Annotated in this window: 13 protein-coding genes and 3 pseudogenes; 10 read left to right on the forward strand and 6 right to left on the reverse strand. The window is 71.3% G+C overall.

Annotation, left to right across the window (positions count from 1 at the left end; translation table 11 throughout):
• Positions 1-42: 42 nt before the first annotated feature.
• Complete coding sequence (locus ABZ937_RS34405; RefSeq protein WP_361697725.1) at positions 43-588, forward strand: hypothetical protein; 546 nt, start codon at positions 43-45, stop codon at positions 586-588.
• A gap of 56 nt (positions 589-644) precedes the next feature.
• Here the strand turns inward: ABZ937_RS34405 and ABZ937_RS34410 are convergent, their stop codons facing one another.
• The gene (locus tag ABZ937_RS34410) at positions 645-1,628 is read right to left on the reverse strand and encodes an O-antigen polymerase (RefSeq protein WP_361697726.1); all 984 of its coding nucleotides are present in this window, start codon (positions 1,626-1,628) and stop codon (positions 645-647) included.
• Positions 1,629-2,035: 407 nt separating this feature from the next.
• Here ABZ937_RS34410 and lnt point away from each other — a divergent pair, with 407 nt between their 5' ends.
• From lnt to ABZ937_RS34430, 4 genes are all read left to right on the forward strand, one after another.
• Entirely contained in the window at positions 2,036-3,646 is a 1,611-nt protein-coding gene (gene lnt / locus ABZ937_RS34415; protein WP_361697728.1) for an apolipoprotein N-acyltransferase, read from the forward strand.
• Positions 3,647-3,747: 101 nt separating this feature from the next.
• Complete coding sequence (locus ABZ937_RS34420) at positions 3,748-4,227, forward strand: NUDIX domain-containing protein (protein ID WP_361697730.1); 480 nt, start codon at positions 3,748-3,750, stop codon at positions 4,225-4,227.
• Between the two features lie 54 nt (positions 4,228-4,281).
• Complete coding sequence (locus tag ABZ937_RS34425; RefSeq protein WP_361697732.1) at positions 4,282-5,103, forward strand: 3-hydroxybutyrate dehydrogenase; 822 nt, start codon at positions 4,282-4,284, stop codon at positions 5,101-5,103.
• Positions 5,104-5,179: 76 nt separating this feature from the next.
• On the forward strand, positions 5,180-7,099 hold the full coding sequence (locus ABZ937_RS34430; protein WP_361697735.1) for a GAF domain-containing protein: 1,920 nt from the start codon (positions 5,180-5,182) through the stop codon (positions 7,097-7,099).
• Between the two features lie 50 nt (positions 7,100-7,149).
• Here ABZ937_RS34430 and ABZ937_RS34435 read toward each other — a convergent pair whose 3' ends face one another.
• Positions 7,150-8,526: an MFS transporter gene (locus ABZ937_RS34435; RefSeq protein WP_361697736.1), complete on the reverse strand. Its 1,377-nt coding sequence runs from the start codon at positions 8,524-8,526 to the stop codon at positions 7,150-7,152.
• Between the two features lie 918 nt (positions 8,527-9,444).
• On the opposite strand from ABZ937_RS34435, the pseudogene ABZ937_RS34440 reads away from it, so the two are divergent.
• Positions 9,445-9,932: pseudogene (locus ABZ937_RS34440) on the forward strand (GNAT family N-acetyltransferase).
• Positions 9,933-10,116: 184 nt separating this feature from the next.
• Here the strand turns inward: ABZ937_RS34440 and ABZ937_RS34445 are convergent.
• Positions 10,117-10,859 (reverse strand): annotated as a pseudogene (locus ABZ937_RS34445) (MerR family transcriptional regulator); the annotation flags it as partial.
• 519 nt (positions 10,860-11,378) lie between these two features.
• On the opposite strand from ABZ937_RS34445, the gene ABZ937_RS34450 reads away from it, so the two are divergent.
• The 4 genes and pseudogenes from ABZ937_RS34450 to ABZ937_RS34465 form a co-directional block, all read left to right on the forward strand.
• On the forward strand, positions 11,379-12,794 hold the full coding sequence (locus tag ABZ937_RS34450; protein WP_361697739.1) for a DEAD/DEAH box helicase: 1,416 nt from the start codon (positions 11,379-11,381) through the stop codon (positions 12,792-12,794).
• A 206-nt stretch (positions 12,795-13,000) separates the two neighbouring features.
• Positions 13,001-13,243, forward strand: a complete 243-nt coding sequence (locus ABZ937_RS34455) for a DUF5302 domain-containing protein (protein WP_361697741.1) — start codon at positions 13,001-13,003, stop codon at positions 13,241-13,243.
• Between the two features lie 537 nt (positions 13,244-13,780).
• Complete coding sequence (locus ABZ937_RS34460; protein ID WP_014670069.1) at positions 13,781-13,984, forward strand: cold-shock protein; 204 nt, start codon at positions 13,781-13,783, stop codon at positions 13,982-13,984.
• 269 nt (positions 13,985-14,253) lie between these two features.
• Positions 14,254-14,469, forward strand: a pseudogene (locus tag ABZ937_RS34465) (hypothetical protein); the annotation flags it as partial.
• A 214-nt stretch (positions 14,470-14,683) separates the two neighbouring features.
• Here ABZ937_RS34465 and ABZ937_RS34470 read toward each other — a convergent pair.
• The 3 genes from ABZ937_RS34470 to ABZ937_RS34480 form a co-directional block, all read right to left on the reverse strand.
• Positions 14,684-15,355, reverse strand: a complete 672-nt coding sequence (locus tag ABZ937_RS34470; RefSeq protein WP_361697743.1) for an enoyl-CoA hydratase-related protein — start codon at positions 15,353-15,355, stop codon at positions 14,684-14,686.
• Positions 15,356-15,525: 170 nt separating this feature from the next.
• Positions 15,526-16,569 (reverse strand): hypothetical protein, encoded by a 1,044-nt coding sequence (locus tag ABZ937_RS34475; RefSeq protein ID WP_361697745.1) that lies wholly within the window; start codon positions 16,567-16,569, stop codon positions 15,526-15,528.
• A 74-nt stretch (positions 16,570-16,643) separates the two neighbouring features.
• Positions 16,644-17,660 carry an alcohol dehydrogenase catalytic domain-containing protein gene (locus ABZ937_RS34480; protein WP_361697747.1) on the reverse strand — a complete coding sequence of 339 codons (1,017 nt, stop codon included), beginning with the start codon at positions 17,658-17,660 and terminating at the stop codon, positions 16,644-16,646.
• Positions 17,661-17,871 lie beyond the last annotated feature (211 nt).

Here is a 17,871-nt window from a genome sequence, read left to right on the forward strand (position 1 = left end):
GAGCGGCTACCGGCGCAGAGAAACCTGAGTAACCTCGTAAACATGAGGGACCACCCCGACGCCGAGGACAAGCAGCTCCCGGAAGTCTGGAAGGGACGCGCCACCAACCGGGTCCAGTGGCTGCTCGCGCTGGTCGGCGCCGCCTGCATGGCGCTGGGCATCGAGCTGGCCGTCGACTCGGCCTGGACCTCCGGCATCGCCCCGCTGGTGATGTCGGTCGTGGGCTGTATCGCGGCAGGTCTGCTGGTCCTCTTCGGCACGCTCGCCTTCGTGCACGTCGACCTCAAGCTCGACAAGGAGTGCGTCGAAGTGCGCTGCGGGCACATCGGGCTGCCACGCCGGCGGATCCCGCTCTCCCATGTGGCCGGCGCCGACTTCACCGCTCTTGTCACACCCCGGCACTGGGGCGGCTGGGGCTACCGATGGCGCCCCGAGAAGGGCACCGCCGTCGTCGTACGCCGTGGTGAGGGAATCGTGCTGCGCCTGTGGGACGGCCACACGTTCACGATCACCGTGGACAACGCGGAGTCGGCGGTACGGGCCATCAGGGACCGCCTGCGCACGATCACCCCAGGGACGGCCGCCTGAGAACGGCCTGCCGGGATCGCGCCCTGCGCCTGCCGGAATCGGTTGTCGTGGCTTGGTCAGCCATGGCGCGCTGGGCCGCCCCCAGCCGCTGAGAGGCCCGGCGCCGAGGTCTCGCCCGACCACGGGCGGGCCGTGGCCCAGCCGGCCAGGAGGCCCGCGCCCGCCGTCACCGTCGTGAAGCTCAGGGCGTTGCTCACCGAGGCGAGGGCGGCCAGCGTCGTCAGGGCAGCGCCCGCGGTGAGGGCGACCGGCGTGGGGCGGGCGGTGCGCCACAGCGCGTACAGGACCCAGCAGAACACGGCGACCAGCAGGAACACCCCGACCAAGCCCTGCTCGGCCGCCTGCTGGAGCGGAGCCGAGTGCGGTTTGCCGTCGGACAGCGGCGTCCGCGGCGTGACCTGACTCAGCTCGCCGAACCGGCCGGGGCCGGCCCCCAGACCGCTGTTCCGGTCCGCCAGCCGCAGGGCGTCCTGCCACAGCACCACCCGGTGCGCCCCGGCGGGACCGTCGGGCAGCGCGCCCGCGGCGACCGCCCAGACCGCCCCCGCCACCAGGCTCGCCGCCACGGCCAGCCCCGCCAGCCACGCGCCCCGGCCGCGCGCCGAGCCCGCGGCCAGCGAGCACAGCAGGACGACCGCGCCGGCCGCGCACCCGCACGCCGACCCCAGTACGACCCCGGCCGGCACGACGGCGCAGGCCAGCGCCCTCAGCACGAGCCGTAGCGCCGGTACGGTCGTCGCCCAGGCGGCGCAGCACGCGGCCCCGGTGGCCAGCGCCAGCAGGGCGGCCGTGGCACCGGCGTGCCCGAGCGGGGCGGCGTACCAGGGACCGGGGGAGAGCCTGGGCAGCGCCGCGGCCAGCGCGACCCCCGCCACCGCGCCGGCGCAGGGCGCGGCCACCGGCAGCAGCGCACCGGAGACCCGGCCCGCGGCATAGCCGGCGGCCACGGCGAGCACCGCGAGCAGCATGCCCTCGGGCCGTCCGCCATGGGCCGCCGCGGTGATCAGCGACCACCCGGCACAGGCCCCCAACAGGATCATGCCCGTCCCGTCGGAAACGTTTCTTCGCGTGCTGTAGGCATCCGCACCGTACGCGCCGGTCGCGGATCCCGTCCCCGTCGACCCCACCCATCGCCCCTTGTACCCGGTCCCCCGACCTGTGGCAGGCCACGGCCGCCTGCCGTGTGTCCGGCCGCGCCGCCGAGGCTGGGCACACCGTAACGGCTCATGACCCGTTTGGGGACGAGGCGCGGAGGAACGACATGATTCCGCCAGGTACCGGTGACCCGCGTGGCGCGGCGCCGGAGCAGCGCGCCCGTGGGTGGGGACCGACGCCGGCTACCCGTCCGGCGGTGCCCGGGAACAGGCGCCCACCAGCGACAACCGCCGGTGTGCCGGTGCAGGACCGTGCTGTCGGCGGCACAGTCGACCGCCGTACACTCACCCGGGTGACCGTCACCGCAACTTCCGTGGACCAGCCGGACCAGCTCCAGCCGCGACCCGCCCCCGGCGTGCGCGGCGGCCGGCTGCTGCGCCTGGTCCCGGCCGCCGCCTCCGCGCTCTGCGGAGTGCTGCTCTACGTCAGCTTCCCGCCCCGCACCCTGTGGTGGCTGGCTCTGCCCGCGTTCGCCGGCTTCGGCTGGGTACTGCGCGGCCGGAGCCGGAAGGCGGCCTTCGGCCTCGGCTACCTCTTCGGGCTGGGCTTCCTGCTGCCGCTGCTGGTGTGGACCGGCGTGGAGGTCGGTCCGGGGCCGTGGCTGGCCCTGGTCGCCATCGAGGCGGTCTTCGTCGCCCTCGTCGGCGTGGGTGTGGCCGCCGTCTCCCGTTTGCCCGCCTGGCCGGTGTGGGCCGCGGCCCTGTGGACAGCGGGCGAAGCGGTACGCGCGCGCGTGCCCTTCCACGGCTTCCCCTGGGGCAAGATCGCGTTCGGTCAGGCGGACGGCGTGTTCCTGCCGCTCGCCGCGGTGGGCGGCACCCCGGTGCTCGGCTTCGCGGTCGTCCTGTGCGGCTTCGGCCTGTACGAGGCCGGGCGGCTGGCCGTCGAGTGGCGCCGGACCCGGGTGGTGCGGCGCGTCGCCGCCACCGCCGCGCTGCTGAGCGTCGCCGTACCGGTGGTGGGCGCGGTCGCCGCCCGCGGGCTGGTGAGCGACACGGCGGAGAACGGCACCGCGACCGTGGCGCTCATCCAGGGCAACGTGCCGCGTTCCGGGCTGGAGTTCAACGCCCAGCGGCGGGCCGTGCTCGACTACCACGCGCGCGAGACGCACAAGCTCGCCGACGACGTCAGGGCGGGCAAGGTCGCCAAGCCGGACTACGTCCTGTGGCCGGAGAACTCCTCCGACATCGACCCCTTCGCGTACCCGGACGCCGCCGTCGTCATCGAACAGGCGGCCAAGGACATCGGGGTGCCCGTCTCCGTCGGCGGCGTGGTCGAGAAGGACGGCAAGCTGCTCAACGAGCAGATCCTGTGGGACCCGGTCAAGGGCCCGACGCAGACGTACGACAAGCGGCAGATACAGCCCTTCGGCGAGTACCTCCCGCTGCGCTCGCTCGTCGGCGCGATCAACAAGAACTGGACCGGCATGGTCCGCCAGGACTTCAGCCGGGGCGTCCAGCCGGGCGTGTTCGACATCGACGGCGCGAAGGTGGGCCTGGCCACCTGCTACGAGGCCGCCTTCGACTGGGCCGTGCGGGACACGGTGACGCACGGCGCCGAGATGATCTCCGTGCCGAGCAACAACGCCACGTTCGACCGCAGCGAGATGACGTACCAGCAGCTCGCCATGTCCCGCATCCGCGCCGTCGAGCACAGCCGCACCGTGACCGTGCCGGTGACCAGCGGCGTGAGCGCGGTCATCATGCCGGACGGGCGGATCACCCAGCGGACCGGCATGTTCGTGCCCGCCTATCTCGTCCAGAAGGTGCCGCTGCGCACGTCCACCACCCCCGCAACCGAGCTGGGCATCCTCCCGGAGCTCGCCCTGGTGCTGGTCGCCGCGGGCGGGATCGGCTGGGCGATCGGGTCCGGCCTGCGCGCCCGGCGCGCCGGTGACGCATAGCCGTACGAGCGCCGTACCAGCGTTGTACGACGCTGGTACGACTGTCGTACTGGGCCTTGAGTCGGCCGGGGCGGAGGGCACCCACCCGTTAGGGTCGGTCCATGGCTATTCCCGAATTCCTCCGCGCGCTCAGGGTCTCCGCGGGCCGGCAGCTGCTCTGGCTCCCCGGGGTCACCGCGATCGTCTTCGACGACGAGGGCAGAGTGCTGCTCGGCCGGCGGACCGACACGCGCAAGTGGGCGGTGATCGGCGGCATCCCCGAGCCGGGCGAGCAGCCTGCGGCCTGCGCGGTGCGGGAGGTCTTCGAGGAGACGGCGGTGCACTGCGTCGCCGAGCGCGTCGTCCTGGTCCAGGCCCTGGAACCGGTGACCTACCCCAACGGCGACATCTGCCAGTACATGGACATCACCATCCGGTGCCGGGCCGTGGGTGGGGAGGCCAGGGTCAACGACGACGAGTCGCTGGAGGTCGGCTGGTTCGAGGTGGACGCGCTGCCCGAGCTGCACGAGTTCGCCCTCTTCCGGATCAAGCAGTCCATGTCCGAGGAACCCACATGGTTTGACCCTACGGCTGTCGGCTGAAGTATGGGTGGTCACCACATGTGGTGACCGTGGGGCTCCGCTTAGGGTCGGCACATGACCTCGCCCACCCCCCTGCCCGGTCCCGGCGCCCCGTTCCCGCCCCTCGCCCTCGACCTCGCCGGCCGCACCGCCCTCGTCACCGGTGCCGCCAGTGGCATCGGCCGTGCCTGCGCGCTGCGACTGGCCGCCGCCGGGGCCGAGGTGCGCGCCGTCGACCGGGACGCGGCCGGCCTGGCCGAGCTGGCCCAGCAGGCGGAGCGGGCCGGAGACCTCGCGGGCACCGTCGTACCACGGGTCGTGGACCTCACCGACCTGGACGCCGCCGAGCGTGCCGCCGAAGGCACCGATGTGCTGGTCAACAACGCCGGACTGCAACTCGTGCGGCCCATCGAGGAGTTCCCGCCCGAGGTGTTCCACACGGTGCTGACCGTGATGCTGGAGGCACCCTTCCGCCTCATCCGCGGCGCCCTCCCGCACATGTACGCACAGGGCTGGGGCCGGATCGTGAATGTGTCCTCCGTCCATGGTCTGCGCGCCTCCGCCTTCAAGTCCGCCTATGTGGCCGCCAAACATGGCCTCGAAGGCCTGTCCAAGACGGCCGCACTGGAAGGCGCCGCCCATGGCGTGACCTCCAACTGTGTGAACCCGGCCTATGTGCGCACCCCCCTGGTCGAGAAGCAGATCGCCGACCAGGCGCAGGCGCACGGCATTCCCGAGGAGCGCGTGCTGTCCGAGGTGCTGCTGAAGGACAGCGCGCTGCGGCGGCTCATCGAACCCGAGGAGGTCGCCGAGGCCGTCGCCTACCTGTGCAGCCCGCAGGCGTCCTTCGTCACCGGCACCTCGCTCGTCCTGGACGGCGGGTGGACGGCCCACTGACCAGCCCGGCGGCACCCGCTCCGGGAGTTGTCCACAGGCCTCCCGGGCCGGGTGGCCGATACGGAATCCTGTGACCATGTCCCGCGATCACCTGCAGTCGGCACCCAGCGGCAGCGCCGAGGCCCCGTACCTCGACCTGCTGGCCCGCGACGCCTCCGTGGAGGCCTACGAGCAGCCCGTGCTGCTCGCCCGCGCCGAGGGCGAGCCGGCCGACCGGATCGCCGCGCTGGAAGAGGCCAGACTGCGCGCCCTGCGCGTACGCGCCGAGCTGGAGGGACGCCGGCGGCGCGAGGCGGAGCTGTCGGCGCTGTTCGAGACCGCGCACGACCTCGCCGGACTCCGCGATCTGGACGCCGTCCTGCAGGCGATCGTGCAGCGCGCCCGGTCCCTGCTCGGCACGGACATCGCCTACCTCAGCCTCAACGACCCGGCACGCGGCGACACCTACATGCGGGTCACGGAGGGCTCCGTCTCCGCCCGCTTCCAGCAGCTGCGCCTCGGCATGGGCGAGGGCCTCGGCGGCCTCGTCGCCCAGACCGCGCGGCCGTACGTCACCGACGACTACTTCCAGGACGGCCGGTTCCAGCACACGCACACCATCGACGCCGGCGTGCGCGACGAAGGCCTGGTCGCCATCCTCGGCGTACCCCTGATGCTCGGCCCGCACGTGATCGGCGTCCTCTTCGCGGCGGACCGGCGGGCAAGGGTCTTCGAACGCGGGCAGATCGCCCTGCTCGGCTCCTTCGCCGCGCTCGCCGCGGCGGCCATCGACACCGCCAACCTGCTCACCGAGACCCGCTCCGCCCTGGCCGGCCTGGAGCGGGCCAACGAGATCATCCGGGACCGCAGCGCCGTCATCGAGCGGGCCTCCGAGGTCCACGACCGGCTCGCCGAACTCGTCCTGAGAGGAGGCGGAGTCCACGACGTGGCCGCCGCCGTCTCCCAGGTCCTGGACGGCACCGTCGAGTTCACCGAGGCCACGGCGGCACCGGCCGAGGCGCTGGAGGCGTCCCGCGCGGAGGGCCACGCCGTACGGCACGGCAGGGACTGGATCGCCGCGGTGGCCGCGGGCGGCGAACTCCTCGGCGCGCTGGTGCTGCGCGGCCACCCCGGCCTCGACCCGGTCGACCAGCGCACCCTGGAGCGGGCGGCGATGGTCACCTCCCTGCTGCTGCTCGCCCGCCGCTCCGCCGCCGAGGCCGAACAGCGCGTGCGCGGGGAGCTGCTGGACGACCTGCTGGACGCGCGCGACCGGGACCCGCGCCTGCTGCGCGAGCGCGCCAGCCGCCTGCACGCGGACCTGGCCGCCACCCATGTCGTCCTCGCCGCCCGCCTCGACGGCCCGGCGGCCGACGCCGACGAGGAGGCAGCGGCCCGCCGCCGGCTGTGGTCCGCCGCGTCCCACCTCGCGGCCACCCGGCAGGGTCTGGCCGCGGCCCGCGACGGTGGCACCGTCCTGCTGCTGCCGCTCGGCGCCGGCGACACCGCCGCGGAGGTGGCCCGTCGCACCGCCCGCCATCTGGGCACGGCCGTCCACCAGCCGGTCACGGTCGGCGCCTCCGCCCCCGTCACCGATCTGGCGAGACACCCCGAGACCGTGGCCGCCGCCTACGCCGAGGGCCGCCGCTGCCTGGACGCGCTGCGTCTGCTGGGCCGGGCCGGGGACGGCGCGGCGGCCGAGGACTTCGGCTTCCTCGGCCTGCTCCTCGCGGGCGAACGGGACATCGCCGGGTTCGTCGAGCGGACCATCGGCCCGGTGGTGTCGTACGACGAGCGGCGCGGCACCGAGCTGCTGCGCACCCTGGACGCGTACTTCGAAGGCGGGATGAGCCCGGCCCGCACCAAGGACGCGCTGCACGTGCACGTGAACACGGTGGCGCAGCGGCTGGAGCGCGTGGGCCGCCTGCTCGGTGCGGACTGGCAGACCCCGGCCCGGGCCCTGGAGATCCAACTCGCCCTGCGGCTGCACCGTCTGGCGGTGCCGGGACGGCACTGACCGGCCCCGCACGGAGGCCGGTCAGCGCGACAGTGCCCGACGGAGCCCGATCAGACGGTCCGCGCCTCGGCGGCCGGACTCGCCCCGGAGGGCTCGCCGTCCTCGGCCGTGACCTCGGCGAGATCCCGGTGCCGCGTCTCGCGCGCGAGAGCCACGGCGACCAGGGTCAGCACGGCGGCGGCGATCACGTACAGCGCGATCGGGGTGGAGCTGTCGTAGTCGGAGAGCAGCGCGGTGGCGATGAGCGGGGCGGGCGCACCGGCCGCCACGGAGGCGAACTGGGCGCCGATGGACGCGCCCGAGTACCGCATCCGGGTCGCGAACATCTCCGCGAAGAACGCGGCCTGGGGCGCGTACATGGCGCCGTGCAGCACGAGTCCGACGGTCACGGCCAGGATCAGGTACCCGAACGACCCGGTGTCCACGAGCGCGAAGAACGGGAACATCCACAGCCCGACACCGGCCGCGCCCAGCAGGTACACGGGCCGCCGCCCGACCCGGTCGGACAGCGCGCCCCAGGCCGGGATGACGGCGAAGTGCACGGCGGAGCCGATGAGTACGGCGTTGAGCGCGGTCTGCTTGGTGACGCCGGCCGAGGTGGTGGCGTAGACGAGGATGAACGCGGTGATGACGTAGTAGCTGATGTTCTCCGCCATCCGGGCGCCCATCGCCACGAGGATGTCCCGCCAGTGGTACCGCAGCACCGAGACCAGCGGCAGCTTCTCCTCCTCGCCGCTCCGTCGCGCCTCGGCGCGCTCCAACGCCTCCTTGAAGACAGGCGATTCATCGACAGACAGACGAATCCACAGGCCGACGAGCACGAGCACCCCGGAGAGCAGGAACGGAACCCGCCAGCCCCAGGTGCCGAAGGCGTCGTCGGACAGTACGGCGGTGAGCAGCGAGAGCACACCGGTCGCGAGCAGCTGCCCGGCCGGCGCGCCGGTCTGCGGCCACGAAGCCCAGAAGCCGCGCCGCCGGGCGTCCCCGTGCTCCGACACCAGCAGGACGGCGCCGCCCCACTCGCCACCGAGCGCGAATCCCTGCACCAGCCGCAGCAGGGTGAGCAGCACGGGCGCGGCGCTCCCGACGGTGGCGTGCGTGGGCAGCAGCCCGATGGCGAATGTCGCCCCGCCCATCAGCACGAGGCTCAGCACCAGCAGCTTCTTGCGCCCCAGCCGGTCACCGTAGTGCCCGAACACGAGCGCGCCGAGCGGCCGGGCCGCGAACCCCACGGCATACGTCAGGAACGACAACAGCGTCCCGACGAGCGGGTCGGAGTCCGGAAAGAACAACTTGTTGAACACCAGCGCGGCGGCGGAGCCGTACAGGAAGAAGTCGTACCACTCGATGGTGGTGCCGATGAGGCTGGCGGCGACGATTCTGGGGAGGCTGGCGGGGGGTGGGGGAGCGGTGGTTCCGGAGGCCATGTGCGCCACTTCCTCGTGTGCGGTGGGGACGGGTACGTGTCGGCACACGGTAGGAAGACGCAGGTCAGGGGCACATGTGGTGGGGCCCCATAGTTCGGGTATTGGCTATGCGTGCCGCCACCATGCCGGCTCATGGAAGGGCGGTTCAGGGGCTCGGAGGTGGTCGAAACGAGTGCTGTCCGGGATGCACGGTTCGGGGTGATTTGACGGTGCGGTGCTGACTCCTGTGCTGACTTGGTGCTGACTACGCTCCGTTGAACTCGGACATCTTGGGGCTGATCGGCTCAGGGCCGTTGCGTGGTAGGCGAGCTGGCTGAGAGGCCGACCCGGCTATGCGGCTCGGCTCTGCGGGCAGACAAGGGGTTGCGCCTGCGCGTGGTACGCGTTCGGCCCAGCAGATTCTCGTCTGCTGGTGGTTCAGCGCTTGCGAGCCCCTGAACTGCAGGGTGTAAGCGGTGACCTTTGCGTCCTGGTTGGTTCCGCGTATGGTCCGGACCTTTCCTGTCCTCGGCTTCGTGTGCGTGGGAGGTGCTGAGGGCAGGAAGGGCGCGACGCCTTATGGGGGTCGCCTGCGTGTGCGGTACCACATGGCACAGGTTGTAGAGATCGTCTGTGGGCGTCCAGGCCAGTCCAAGGTGAGCGCGTAATGCCAGGTCAGGGCATTCTGAGCGGGGGAGTCGACGCAGTCGGTGATAGGCGTGTGAGAGCGGCGTGCGACGAGAAGCCCCGCGGGTGCGGCCTGGCGGGGTTTCCGAACAGGTGGGTTGCAACGCCGGCGCGGGGGGCCGTTGCACTCGGTTGTCCTCTTGGGAGCCACCCCGGGGCCCGGGCAGGCGGTCCCCGGGAGCGGTGCAGGAATCCTGCCCGAGCATCCGACCCGCCGCACGACGGCTCGCGGCGGTGCGAAATACTCTCCCGATGAGTTCACGCGCTTCCCCGATCGGCCAGCCGATCACGATACGGAGGGCTGTTGGGCGGGATGCCAAACGGCTCACGCGGCTCGTGCGTGGCTCAGGCGCCTACGCGGGTAAGTACGCAGCCGCAGCCGCAGGCTACCGGGTCGGGCTGATTACATCGAGGCCCACCGCGCCTTTGTGGCCGTCGGCGCCGACGAGCATGGCGGCCGGGTCCTCGGGTTCTACTCGCTCATCCTCGCTCCACCGGAGCTCGACCTGCTGTTCGTCGCCGACGAAGCGCAAGGTCGGGGTATTGGACGGCTGCTCGTCGCGCACATGCAGTCCGAGGCCCGTGCCGCCGGGCTCGACCGGGTCAAGGTCGTGTCGCACCTTCCCGCCGAGGACTTCTATCACCGTGTTGGCGCGGTGCGGACCGGGACCGCGTTTGCGAACCCGCCCGCCGTGCCGTGGGACCGTCCCGAATTCGAGTTTCGCATTCCTTCGGGATGACGCGGTGTGCCGGTTGGCGAGGCACCGGCTTCGCTGCGTGGTGGCCGGCTTGCAGGAGCCGCTGGACGCCGCGCTCTGCGTGTGTGTGGTCTCCTCTGCCCTGGCGCCGTGATGTCCTGCGCCAGCGGTCTGCCGCGATGTGCTCGCCGGGGTGTTCTTCCAGGGCTCGCAGGAGCAGTTCCTAGACCGTCACACGGGTGGTGACCTCGCCCAGTGACGCGAGCATCAGCCGTTAGTCGGGGAACTCCTCGAGCAGCAAACGGCAATGCCGGTCCTCCCGGTCGGCCACGCGGAGCCAGATCCCGTGCGCCAGTCGCACCAGCCCGCTGCGGCGGATATCGGCGACCGCGGCCCGCATCTCATCGCCGTTGACCGTGCCGGCCCATGTCTGCCTCGGTGGTTCGGTCGGCACCAGGGTTCGGGTGGAGAGCCGGTATCGGTCAGTCGCGGTCAGGGTGACCGCCTCATGCCTCGCCTCGATACGCAGGCCGGCAAGCACCGGCATGCCGGGCTCGCGTGCGGTCGCGATCAGGACCTGCTCGACCGCGTCCGCCAGCACGGGACCCTTCAGCGCCGTGATCGGAAGCCCCGACACGTTCCCGAGCGCGGACTTGATGACAGCAGCCTTCTGCTGTGCGGCCGCCGCGTCTCCCACGACCTTCGACACATGCTCATCGAGCAGCCGGGGTACCTCGGCAGCCCCGGAACCCAGTACCGCCTCGACACCAGCGCGGGGCATGGCAATCTCACGGAACTGGTGCAGCACGGTCGCGCGCGCCACCTGGTCAGGGCTGTCGTAGAGGTAGCCCGAGATCGGGTCGACTTCGGCAGGGGGGCAGCAGCCCGGAGTCGGCGTAGAACCGCAACGCGCTGGAGGTCACACCGCTGGGCAAAGACCCCGATCGGCATCAGCTCAGAAGTTGGCACCTCGCCATCGTTGAGCTTCAACCAACTCGAAGGTCGACACCGACGAGCGGCGCTACGAACCTCATGGCCAGCAACATCCAGGAGTGCTGAATGCTGCGCACCATGCATGAGTCCAAGATCTAGCGCTTGGGAGCTTCGCAGCTCGAAGCGCTGATCGCCGCGTCCGGGTCAGCAAATGGTCAGCATCGGGCCGGACGGCGTCCGGCTTGCTGACCTGCACCCGCAGCAGGGGTCTGCTGCCCCGCCCGGCGCCCCGCTCGTAAGGCTCGATGCGTGGCTCGACAGCTCGCCCGCGGGGTGGGGCTGTTCTCCAAGGGAACGGTTGTTCCAGGCCGACCCGCTGCCAGCCCCGTACACAGGGGCGATCGGTATCAGCGGCGCGAGGTTATGCCGTGTGTTAGTCTCACGCTTTTGCGTGGTCGTCGCGGTGGGCGATTCTGTCTGTTCCGTTCGGCTTGTGCGTGGGCTGTCCGAACCTGCCGGGCCTTCCTCGGTAAGTTCCCTTGCGGAAGGCTGTTTATGAAGCATCCCAATGACTCCGGCATCGCGCACGGCAGTCCCGCCCAACCCGAGGCAACGACCCCGGCGCCGCCCCCGGCCGTCACCTTCGCCGGTCTGGACCTGCCGACGGAGGTGCTGCGGACACTGAGCGAACTCGGGGTGCGCGAACCCTTTCCGATCCAGGCCGCCACACTGCCCGATGCCCTGGAGGGGCGCGACATCCTGGGACGCGGGCGCACCGGATCAGGCAAGACGCTCGCCTTCGGCCTGCCGCTGCTCGCACGGACGGCCGGGCGGCGCGCGGAACCGAAGCAGCCCCTTGCTCTGATCCTGGTGCCTACCCGGGAGCTGGCCCAACAGGTCACCCAGGCGCTGGCGCCGTACGCCCAGGCACTGCGGCTGCGGATCGCCACGGTCGTCGGCGGAACGTCGATCGGCCGGCAGGTCGCCGCGCTGCGCCAGGGAGCCGAGGTGGTCGTCGCCACCCCCGGACGCCTGCACGATCTGATCGAGCGCAACGCCTGCCGCCTGGGACGGGTGAGAATCACCGTGCTGGACGAGGCCGACCAGATGTGCGACTTGGGATTCCAGCCGCAGGTTGCCGACGTGCTCGACCAGGTGCACCCCGACGGTCAGCGGATGCTTTTCTCGGCCACTCTCGATCGCGACGTCGATCAACTGGTCCGCCGCTACCTCCACGACCCCGTCGTCCACTCGGTCGACCCGGCCGCGGGCACGGTCACGACGATGGAGCACCACGTTCTGGTCGTCCACGGCCCTGACCGCTACGCCGTCATCACGGAGATCGCCGCCCGCGACGGCCGCGTACTGCTGTTCCTCGACACCAAGCACGCCGTCGACCAGCTCACCCGGCACCTGCGGGCCAGCGGGGTGCACGCCGGGGCCCTGCACAGCGGCAAGTCCCAGCCACAGCGCACACGGACCCTGGCGCAGTTCAAGAACAGCCAGATCACCGTTCTGGTGGCGACCAATGTCGCGGCCCGTGGCCTGCACGTCGACGACCTCGATCTCGTGGTCAACGTCGACCCGCCCACCGATGCCAAGGACTATGTGCACCGGGCGGGCCGCACCGCCCGCGCCGGTGAGTCCGGCAGCGTGGTCACGCTCGTGCTGGCGGGCCAGCGCCGTGAGACGAGCCGCATGATGGCCGGGGCCGGCATCGAGCCGACCGTCACCAAGGTGCGCTCGGGCGAGGCGGAGCTGAGCCGGATCACCGGCGCCAAGACTCCCTCCGGGATCCCGCTCGACGGCGGGCCCGCCGTCCCCCGCCCCAAGAACACCAACGCTCCCTTCCGCGGCCTCGGCACCAGCAAGGGCACCTCCCGCGGCGCCGGCGGCAAGTCCCGAAAGGCGGGCGAGGCCCGCAAGCTCGCCGAGGCCCGCAGGGCCGCCCTCGTGCGTCGCAACGGCTGAGAGCCGTTGCCCTGGCAGCCTGGCCACGGGATCGACAACCCTCGGCCCGGCCCGAAGCCGTCCTGTGCGCCTCACCCACGAAATCAACGCCTTTGGCCGCGGGAGAGATGCCCGCCGAAACGGAGCAGGATGATGTTGCCGGCGCCTGGCACTGCGCCCGGCATGACAAGCTGTGCTTGCCCATCCCCCGAACCCAGGAGGTCACCATGACCGCAGAGCCCGTATCTACGGAAGGTTCGGAGCCGGCTGCCCCCGAGACGTCCCCTCTGGAGCCGGACAGCGACGGCGACTACGACCTCAAGCGCAAGTTCCGCGAAGCCCTGGCGCGCAAGCGCGGTGCGCAGGCGGATGCCGCTGATGTTGCCGCCAAGTCCGATACATCGAAGGTGCGTTCGGCGCACGGCCCGGCTGCGAGCCAGCGGTCGTTCAGGCGCAAGAGCGGCGGCTGAGTCGATGAGTCCCGCGATCTAACCGCTTCACCGGCACTCGCGCTATCCACTCGCGTCGTCCCGTGCAGTGGCCCGCGACGTGCGCATGCCCGTGCGCGCGTTGCGGGCGGGGCGTAGCCGGGGACTCGCCTGGGGGAATGGCCCAGATGCGGTTGGCTCGGGTCGGTGGCGCCGCCGAACTGGAATTCCGGGATGAGGGCATGATCGGTGGGGCCCACCCGGAGAACAGTCGGCGGCGGGGAGAGGCCATGCCTCGCCGCAGCCTTGTGCAGAAAAAGGGTCGCGAAGCTGCTTGATCACCATCGGCCGAGCCTCACGGGCGATCCAGCCCTTCGTTCCGGGCCGGATGCTGGCGCGTTTTCGCTAGCGGCTTCCGTCATGCCGTTATAGCGTTGTGATCAGCAGTCGTGGTTCCGAAGTTCCGTTCGCCCGTGATCGCCTCACGGGCGTTCTTGCTGTTCAGCGCCTCTCCGGACCAGGGCGATCACCTCCCGGTCGCGCAGCGTGCGTGCCCGGTTTCCCTCAAAGGAGACAGTCATGGCCAAGGGCACAGTGAAGTGGTTCAACAGCGAGAAGGGCTTCGGCTTCATCGAGCAGGAGGGCGGCGGCCCCGACGTCTTCGCCCACTACTCCAACATCGCCAGCCAGGGCTACCGCGAGCTGCAGGAGGGCCAGAAGGTCGAGTTCGACGTCACGCAGGGCCAGAAGGGCCCGCAGGCTGAGAACATCCGCCCCGCCTGATCGCGCCCAGGTAAGGGGGCCCGGCATCCCGGCTTCGGGACGCCGGGCCCTTACCGTCGCACGACGGTTCATCTGACTACGGGGTGCGGCCGGGCGCTGGCCTGGGACGGGCACAATGGACACCCGTTGTTTGACACTCAGGTCGCCCGACGCATCAGTACGGACCCTTGGTCGCTGGCGACGCCGTCTACATCGCCGCATTCGACCCAGGGCGGCTTGTAGTCCTCGATCCGCTCTCTGGCAGAGAGCTGTGACGCAAGAGCGCAGGCGGCGCCTTCACCACCACGCCGTTCATGGCGGGCGATCGGATCTGGGCCAGTGACCGTACTGGGGTCCTGCACGCGTGGGATCCGCGCACCCGCCGGAGTACGGCCCAGCTGCCAGCGCGGTGGAGCGAAGAAGGCCGCGGACAACCCGCCGTTGAGAGCCGCATGATGTTCGTCTCCACCAGCGGCGGTTGGCTGCAAGCGTGGGAACTGCTGTGAGAGCGCCCGTGTAGAACTGCGGGTCGGCGCGCAGGTTGCGCATACCGGTGCAGTCAGCCTCACGAGCGGGGGCCAGCCCCTCGCTGACGGAACTCGGGGTGCCACGGAGTTGGCTGCCTAGCCGCGGCGCATCCGCACGGTGGCGATCACCGGCCGGGAGGTGGGCATGCAGTTTTCGTGCCCCGCCCGGGCCGGCGACCGCCTCGGCACGGCGTCAGCCCGTCGGGTTGGTCGTGTCGCGGAGCGTGGTGAGGACATGGGCGTACATGCGCGTCTTGATGGTTCCGAGGCTGTCGCCAGCCTTGCTCGCGTGAGCCTGGGCGAGTTCGAGGGCGGCGGTGCGCAGGGCGCCCTCGTCCACGGCCTGATCGATGATTCCGGCGGCGGCGGCTTCTTGGCCGCCGAAACGGCGGGCGGAGACCATGGCGTGCTGGGCCGTTTGCGGGGTCAGCCGGGACTGGATGAGGGCGGACATGCCGGGAGTGAAGGGGATGTTGATGTCTGCCTCGGGCAGGCACCAGAAGCCCCGGTCGGCGCGCATGAGGCGGAAGTCGTGGGCCAGGGAGAACATCGCTCCGGCGGCGAACGTGTGTCCCTGCAGCGCGGCTACGGTGATCAGTGGGAGGGACAGGAACCTTGCGAACAGACCGTGGACGGAGTTGACGTAGTCCAGGCGCTCGTCGCTGTGCGCGGCGAGCCAATCGAGATCGAGACCGTTGGAGTAGAACTTCCCGGTCGCGGCGGTCACCAGGGCGCGGGGGCCTTCGGACTTCTCCACCTCGTCGAGGGCTGTGTGGACCGAGGCGATCCAGTCGGGGTGGAAGCGGTTCTCCCCGTCGCCGAGGTCGAGAACGAAGACGGCGTCGTGGCGGTCGAGCGTGGGCATGAGGGCTCCTTGGAGAGGTTTCGGTGGGGCAGGGCGCATTGGCCGGGTGGGGTCGGGGTCTGCTGGGTTGCATACCGGGGCTGCGGGCTGTCACTTTCCGGTCAGCCGGACCGGTGGGCGCTCGGGGTGATTCCTCTGGCGTGCGCGTCTCTCCGCCGCCGGAGCGGAAGTCAGCTGGGAAGTGTTCGCCGGGCGCGGTGGTGCAGGGTGACTGCGGCCAGCAGGCCCAGCGCCGAGGTCGCACCGGTAAGGAGGATGCCGGTGAGGGTCGGCCCTCCGGGAAGTGCGGACGCGTGGATCCAGCGGATCGCGAAGTTGGTGCTTGCCGCTATAGGGAAGCTGAAGATCCACAGGCCCGGATGGAACGCGGGCTGGTGCAGTTCGGGGAGGAGGAAGACGACGAGGAGCACGGTGAAGAGCAGGGTCCCGGCGAAGCCGTAGCCGACGGCATCGAAGACGCCCTTGTGGGCGGCGGTCCAGGCGATTCCGCCGGTGGCCGGTGGGATGGTCAGGACGGTGAGAGCCGGGCGGGCGGGCCCGGGCAGGGGGCCACCGGTGACGAGGCTGCCGAGGATGACGGTGCCGAAGGCGAGCCAGTACAGCAGCCCCACCGCGAAGGCGGCGTCGGCGACGCCGGGCAGTCTGAGGCTGGAGGCGACGGCGCTGGCGACGAAGGGCGCGGAGGAGACGGGCAGCAGATAGCCCGGGTGCAGAGCAGTGGTGCTCAGGGTGCCCGTGAGCCAGTGGGCGAGCAGGCGTGCAGCAATGAAGGCGGCCAGGATAAGGAACACCGCGTAGACCCAGCGTGCCCCGGTGGGCTCGAACCGGGAGAAGTGTCCTGTGATCAGCATGCCGATGATGGGGACGTACCCGAGGGTGAAGCCATCGCCGGGATGACGCAGGTCGTGGCGCAGGTTGCCCCACCGGATCCCGCCATGGCGCAGGTACTGGGCCAGCAACACCAGCCAGATGAGACCGCTGATGGTGAACAGGACGTCGCTGACCTGCAGAGCGCGCGGAAAGGTGGTTGCCGCTGCCTGCCAGGCTCCGCCGAGGCCGGCGGTGCCGAGGGAGACGGACAGTAGCCTGATCCGTGCGGCACGGATCGCTTGCGGACCGTTGACGTCGGAGGCGATCTCGGCGGCTGGACGCGCAGGCCCGCTGCCGCGCGGGGCCGTGCTGGTGTGCTCTGTCGTGTCGACCATGTCGGCCATGGGGGAACCTCAAGGGGGATTGCCAAGGGCGCGGGCCGGGACTCGCCTGCCCGGCGGCGCGGGTGGTGGCGTGGTCAGGCGTTCATGTCCAGGACGACGCGGAAGCGGGCCTTGCCCGAGAGCATCCGCTCGTAGGCGTCCATGGCGTGGGTGAAGGGCATGGTCTCGGTGGCGGGGCGGATGCCGTGGGCGAGGCTGAAGGCGAGGTTGTCCTCGTTCTGGATCGACGACCCGGTCAGGCTGCCGGCGATGCGGCGGGTGCCGAAGATCAGGTCGGCCGTGGTGACCGTCAGCGGGTCGGGGGCGGCACCGACGACCACCAGCGTCCCGCCCGGGGCCAGTCCGCGGACCAGGGGGTTCATGGACGTACCGCTGGAGGCGGTGGCGACGATGAGTGATGCGCCGCCCAGGTCGGCCAGCGCCGTGCCGGGGTCGGTGAGGGTGCTGTCGATGTACTCGTGGGCGCCCAGCTGCCTGGCGAGTTTCTCCTTCTCCTGGCCGCGGGCGATGGCGGCCACGCGGTGTCCGAGGCTGCGTGCGTACTGCAGGGCCAGGTGACCGAGCCCGCCGATCCCCTGTACGGCGACCAGGGCGCCCGCGCGGGTGGGGGCCTGCTGGAGTGCGGTGAGCGTGGTCAGTCCGGCGCACAGCAGCGGAGCCGCCTCGACGGCGGGCATGCCGTCGGGGATGCGCACCAGTCCGCTCGCGCGGGCGTAGGTCACCTCCGCGTATCCGCCGTCGATGGTGGTGCCGGTCTGTTCCTGGTCGAGGCAGTTGACGAAGTCGCCGCGGCGGCACGGTTCGCACTGCCAGCAGTGCCCGTTCAGGAAGCCGACGCCGACGCGGTCGCCCGGCAGCCAGGCGGTCACACCCGCGCCCACGGCGTCGATCACGCCGACGATCTCGTGGCCGGGGACGACGGGGCGTGAGGGGTCGGGGCGCAGTCCCTCCACGGCCAGCACGTCGGAGTGGCAGACACCGCACGCCTCCACCCTGAGCCGGACGTGCCCGGGCTCCGGGTCGACCAGCTCGCGCTCGACGAGCCGGAGCTGGTGGACACCGGCGGCCTCGAAGGCTCGGTACGCGGACATGACGCTTCTCCTCGGTGCTGCCTCTGCCGACACGGGGAGGGCGAGGGCTGGGGCGGGGACCGGCATCCAATATGACCGGTCACTTCAATATGACCGGTCGCTTTAAACTTAGTCAAGCAGGTCCGAGGGCGGAGCCGTGGGCCACGTGGCGTCGGGGGCGGGCGCCGCTTCCTCGGTGGCCTGGGTTTGACCTGAGGCAAGGCGACCGGAC

The organism is Streptomyces sp. NPDC046727, assembly GCF_040645635.1.
In the GTDB taxonomy this organism is placed as follows: domain Bacteria; phylum Actinomycetota; class Actinomycetes; order Streptomycetales; family Streptomycetaceae; genus Streptomyces.

Excerpts from the sequence above, each read along its gene's own strand:
- ABZ937_RS34450 (WP_361697739.1), top strand. The coding sequence starts at position 11,379 with ATGAAGCATCCCAATGACTCCGGCATCGCGCACGGCAGTCCCGCCCAA.
- ABZ937_RS34470 (WP_361697743.1), bottom strand. The coding sequence starts at position 15,355 with ATGCCCACGCTCGACCGCCACGACGCCGTCTTCGTTCTCGACCTCGGC.
- ABZ937_RS34455 (WP_361697741.1), top strand. The coding sequence starts at position 13,001 with ATGACCGCAGAGCCCGTATCTACGGAAGGTTCGGAGCCGGCTGCCCCC.
- ABZ937_RS34435 (WP_361697736.1), bottom strand. The coding sequence starts at position 8,526 with ATGGCCTCCGGAACCACCGCTCCCCCACCCCCCGCCAGCCTCCCCAGA.
- ABZ937_RS34460 (WP_014670069.1), top strand. The coding sequence starts at position 13,781 with ATGGCCAAGGGCACAGTGAAGTGGTTCAACAGCGAGAAGGGCTTCGGC.
- ABZ937_RS34430 (WP_361697735.1), top strand. The coding sequence starts at position 5,180 with ATGTCCCGCGATCACCTGCAGTCGGCACCCAGCGGCAGCGCCGAGGCC.
- ABZ937_RS34420 (WP_361697730.1), top strand. The coding sequence starts at position 3,748 with ATGGCTATTCCCGAATTCCTCCGCGCGCTCAGGGTCTCCGCGGGCCGG.
- ABZ937_RS34425 (WP_361697732.1), top strand. The coding sequence starts at position 4,282 with ATGACCTCGCCCACCCCCCTGCCCGGTCCCGGCGCCCCGTTCCCGCCC.
- ABZ937_RS34405 (WP_361697725.1), top strand. The coding sequence starts at position 43 with ATGAGGGACCACCCCGACGCCGAGGACAAGCAGCTCCCGGAAGTCTGG.
- ABZ937_RS34480 (WP_361697747.1), bottom strand. The coding sequence starts at position 17,660 with ATGTCCGCGTACCGAGCCTTCGAGGCCGCCGGTGTCCACCAGCTCCGG.
- ABZ937_RS34410 (WP_361697726.1), bottom strand. The coding sequence starts at position 1,628 with ATGATCCTGTTGGGGGCCTGTGCCGGGTGGTCGCTGATCACCGCGGCG.
- ABZ937_RS34475 (WP_361697745.1), bottom strand. The coding sequence starts at position 16,569 with ATGGCCGACATGGTCGACACGACAGAGCACACCAGCACGGCCCCGCGC.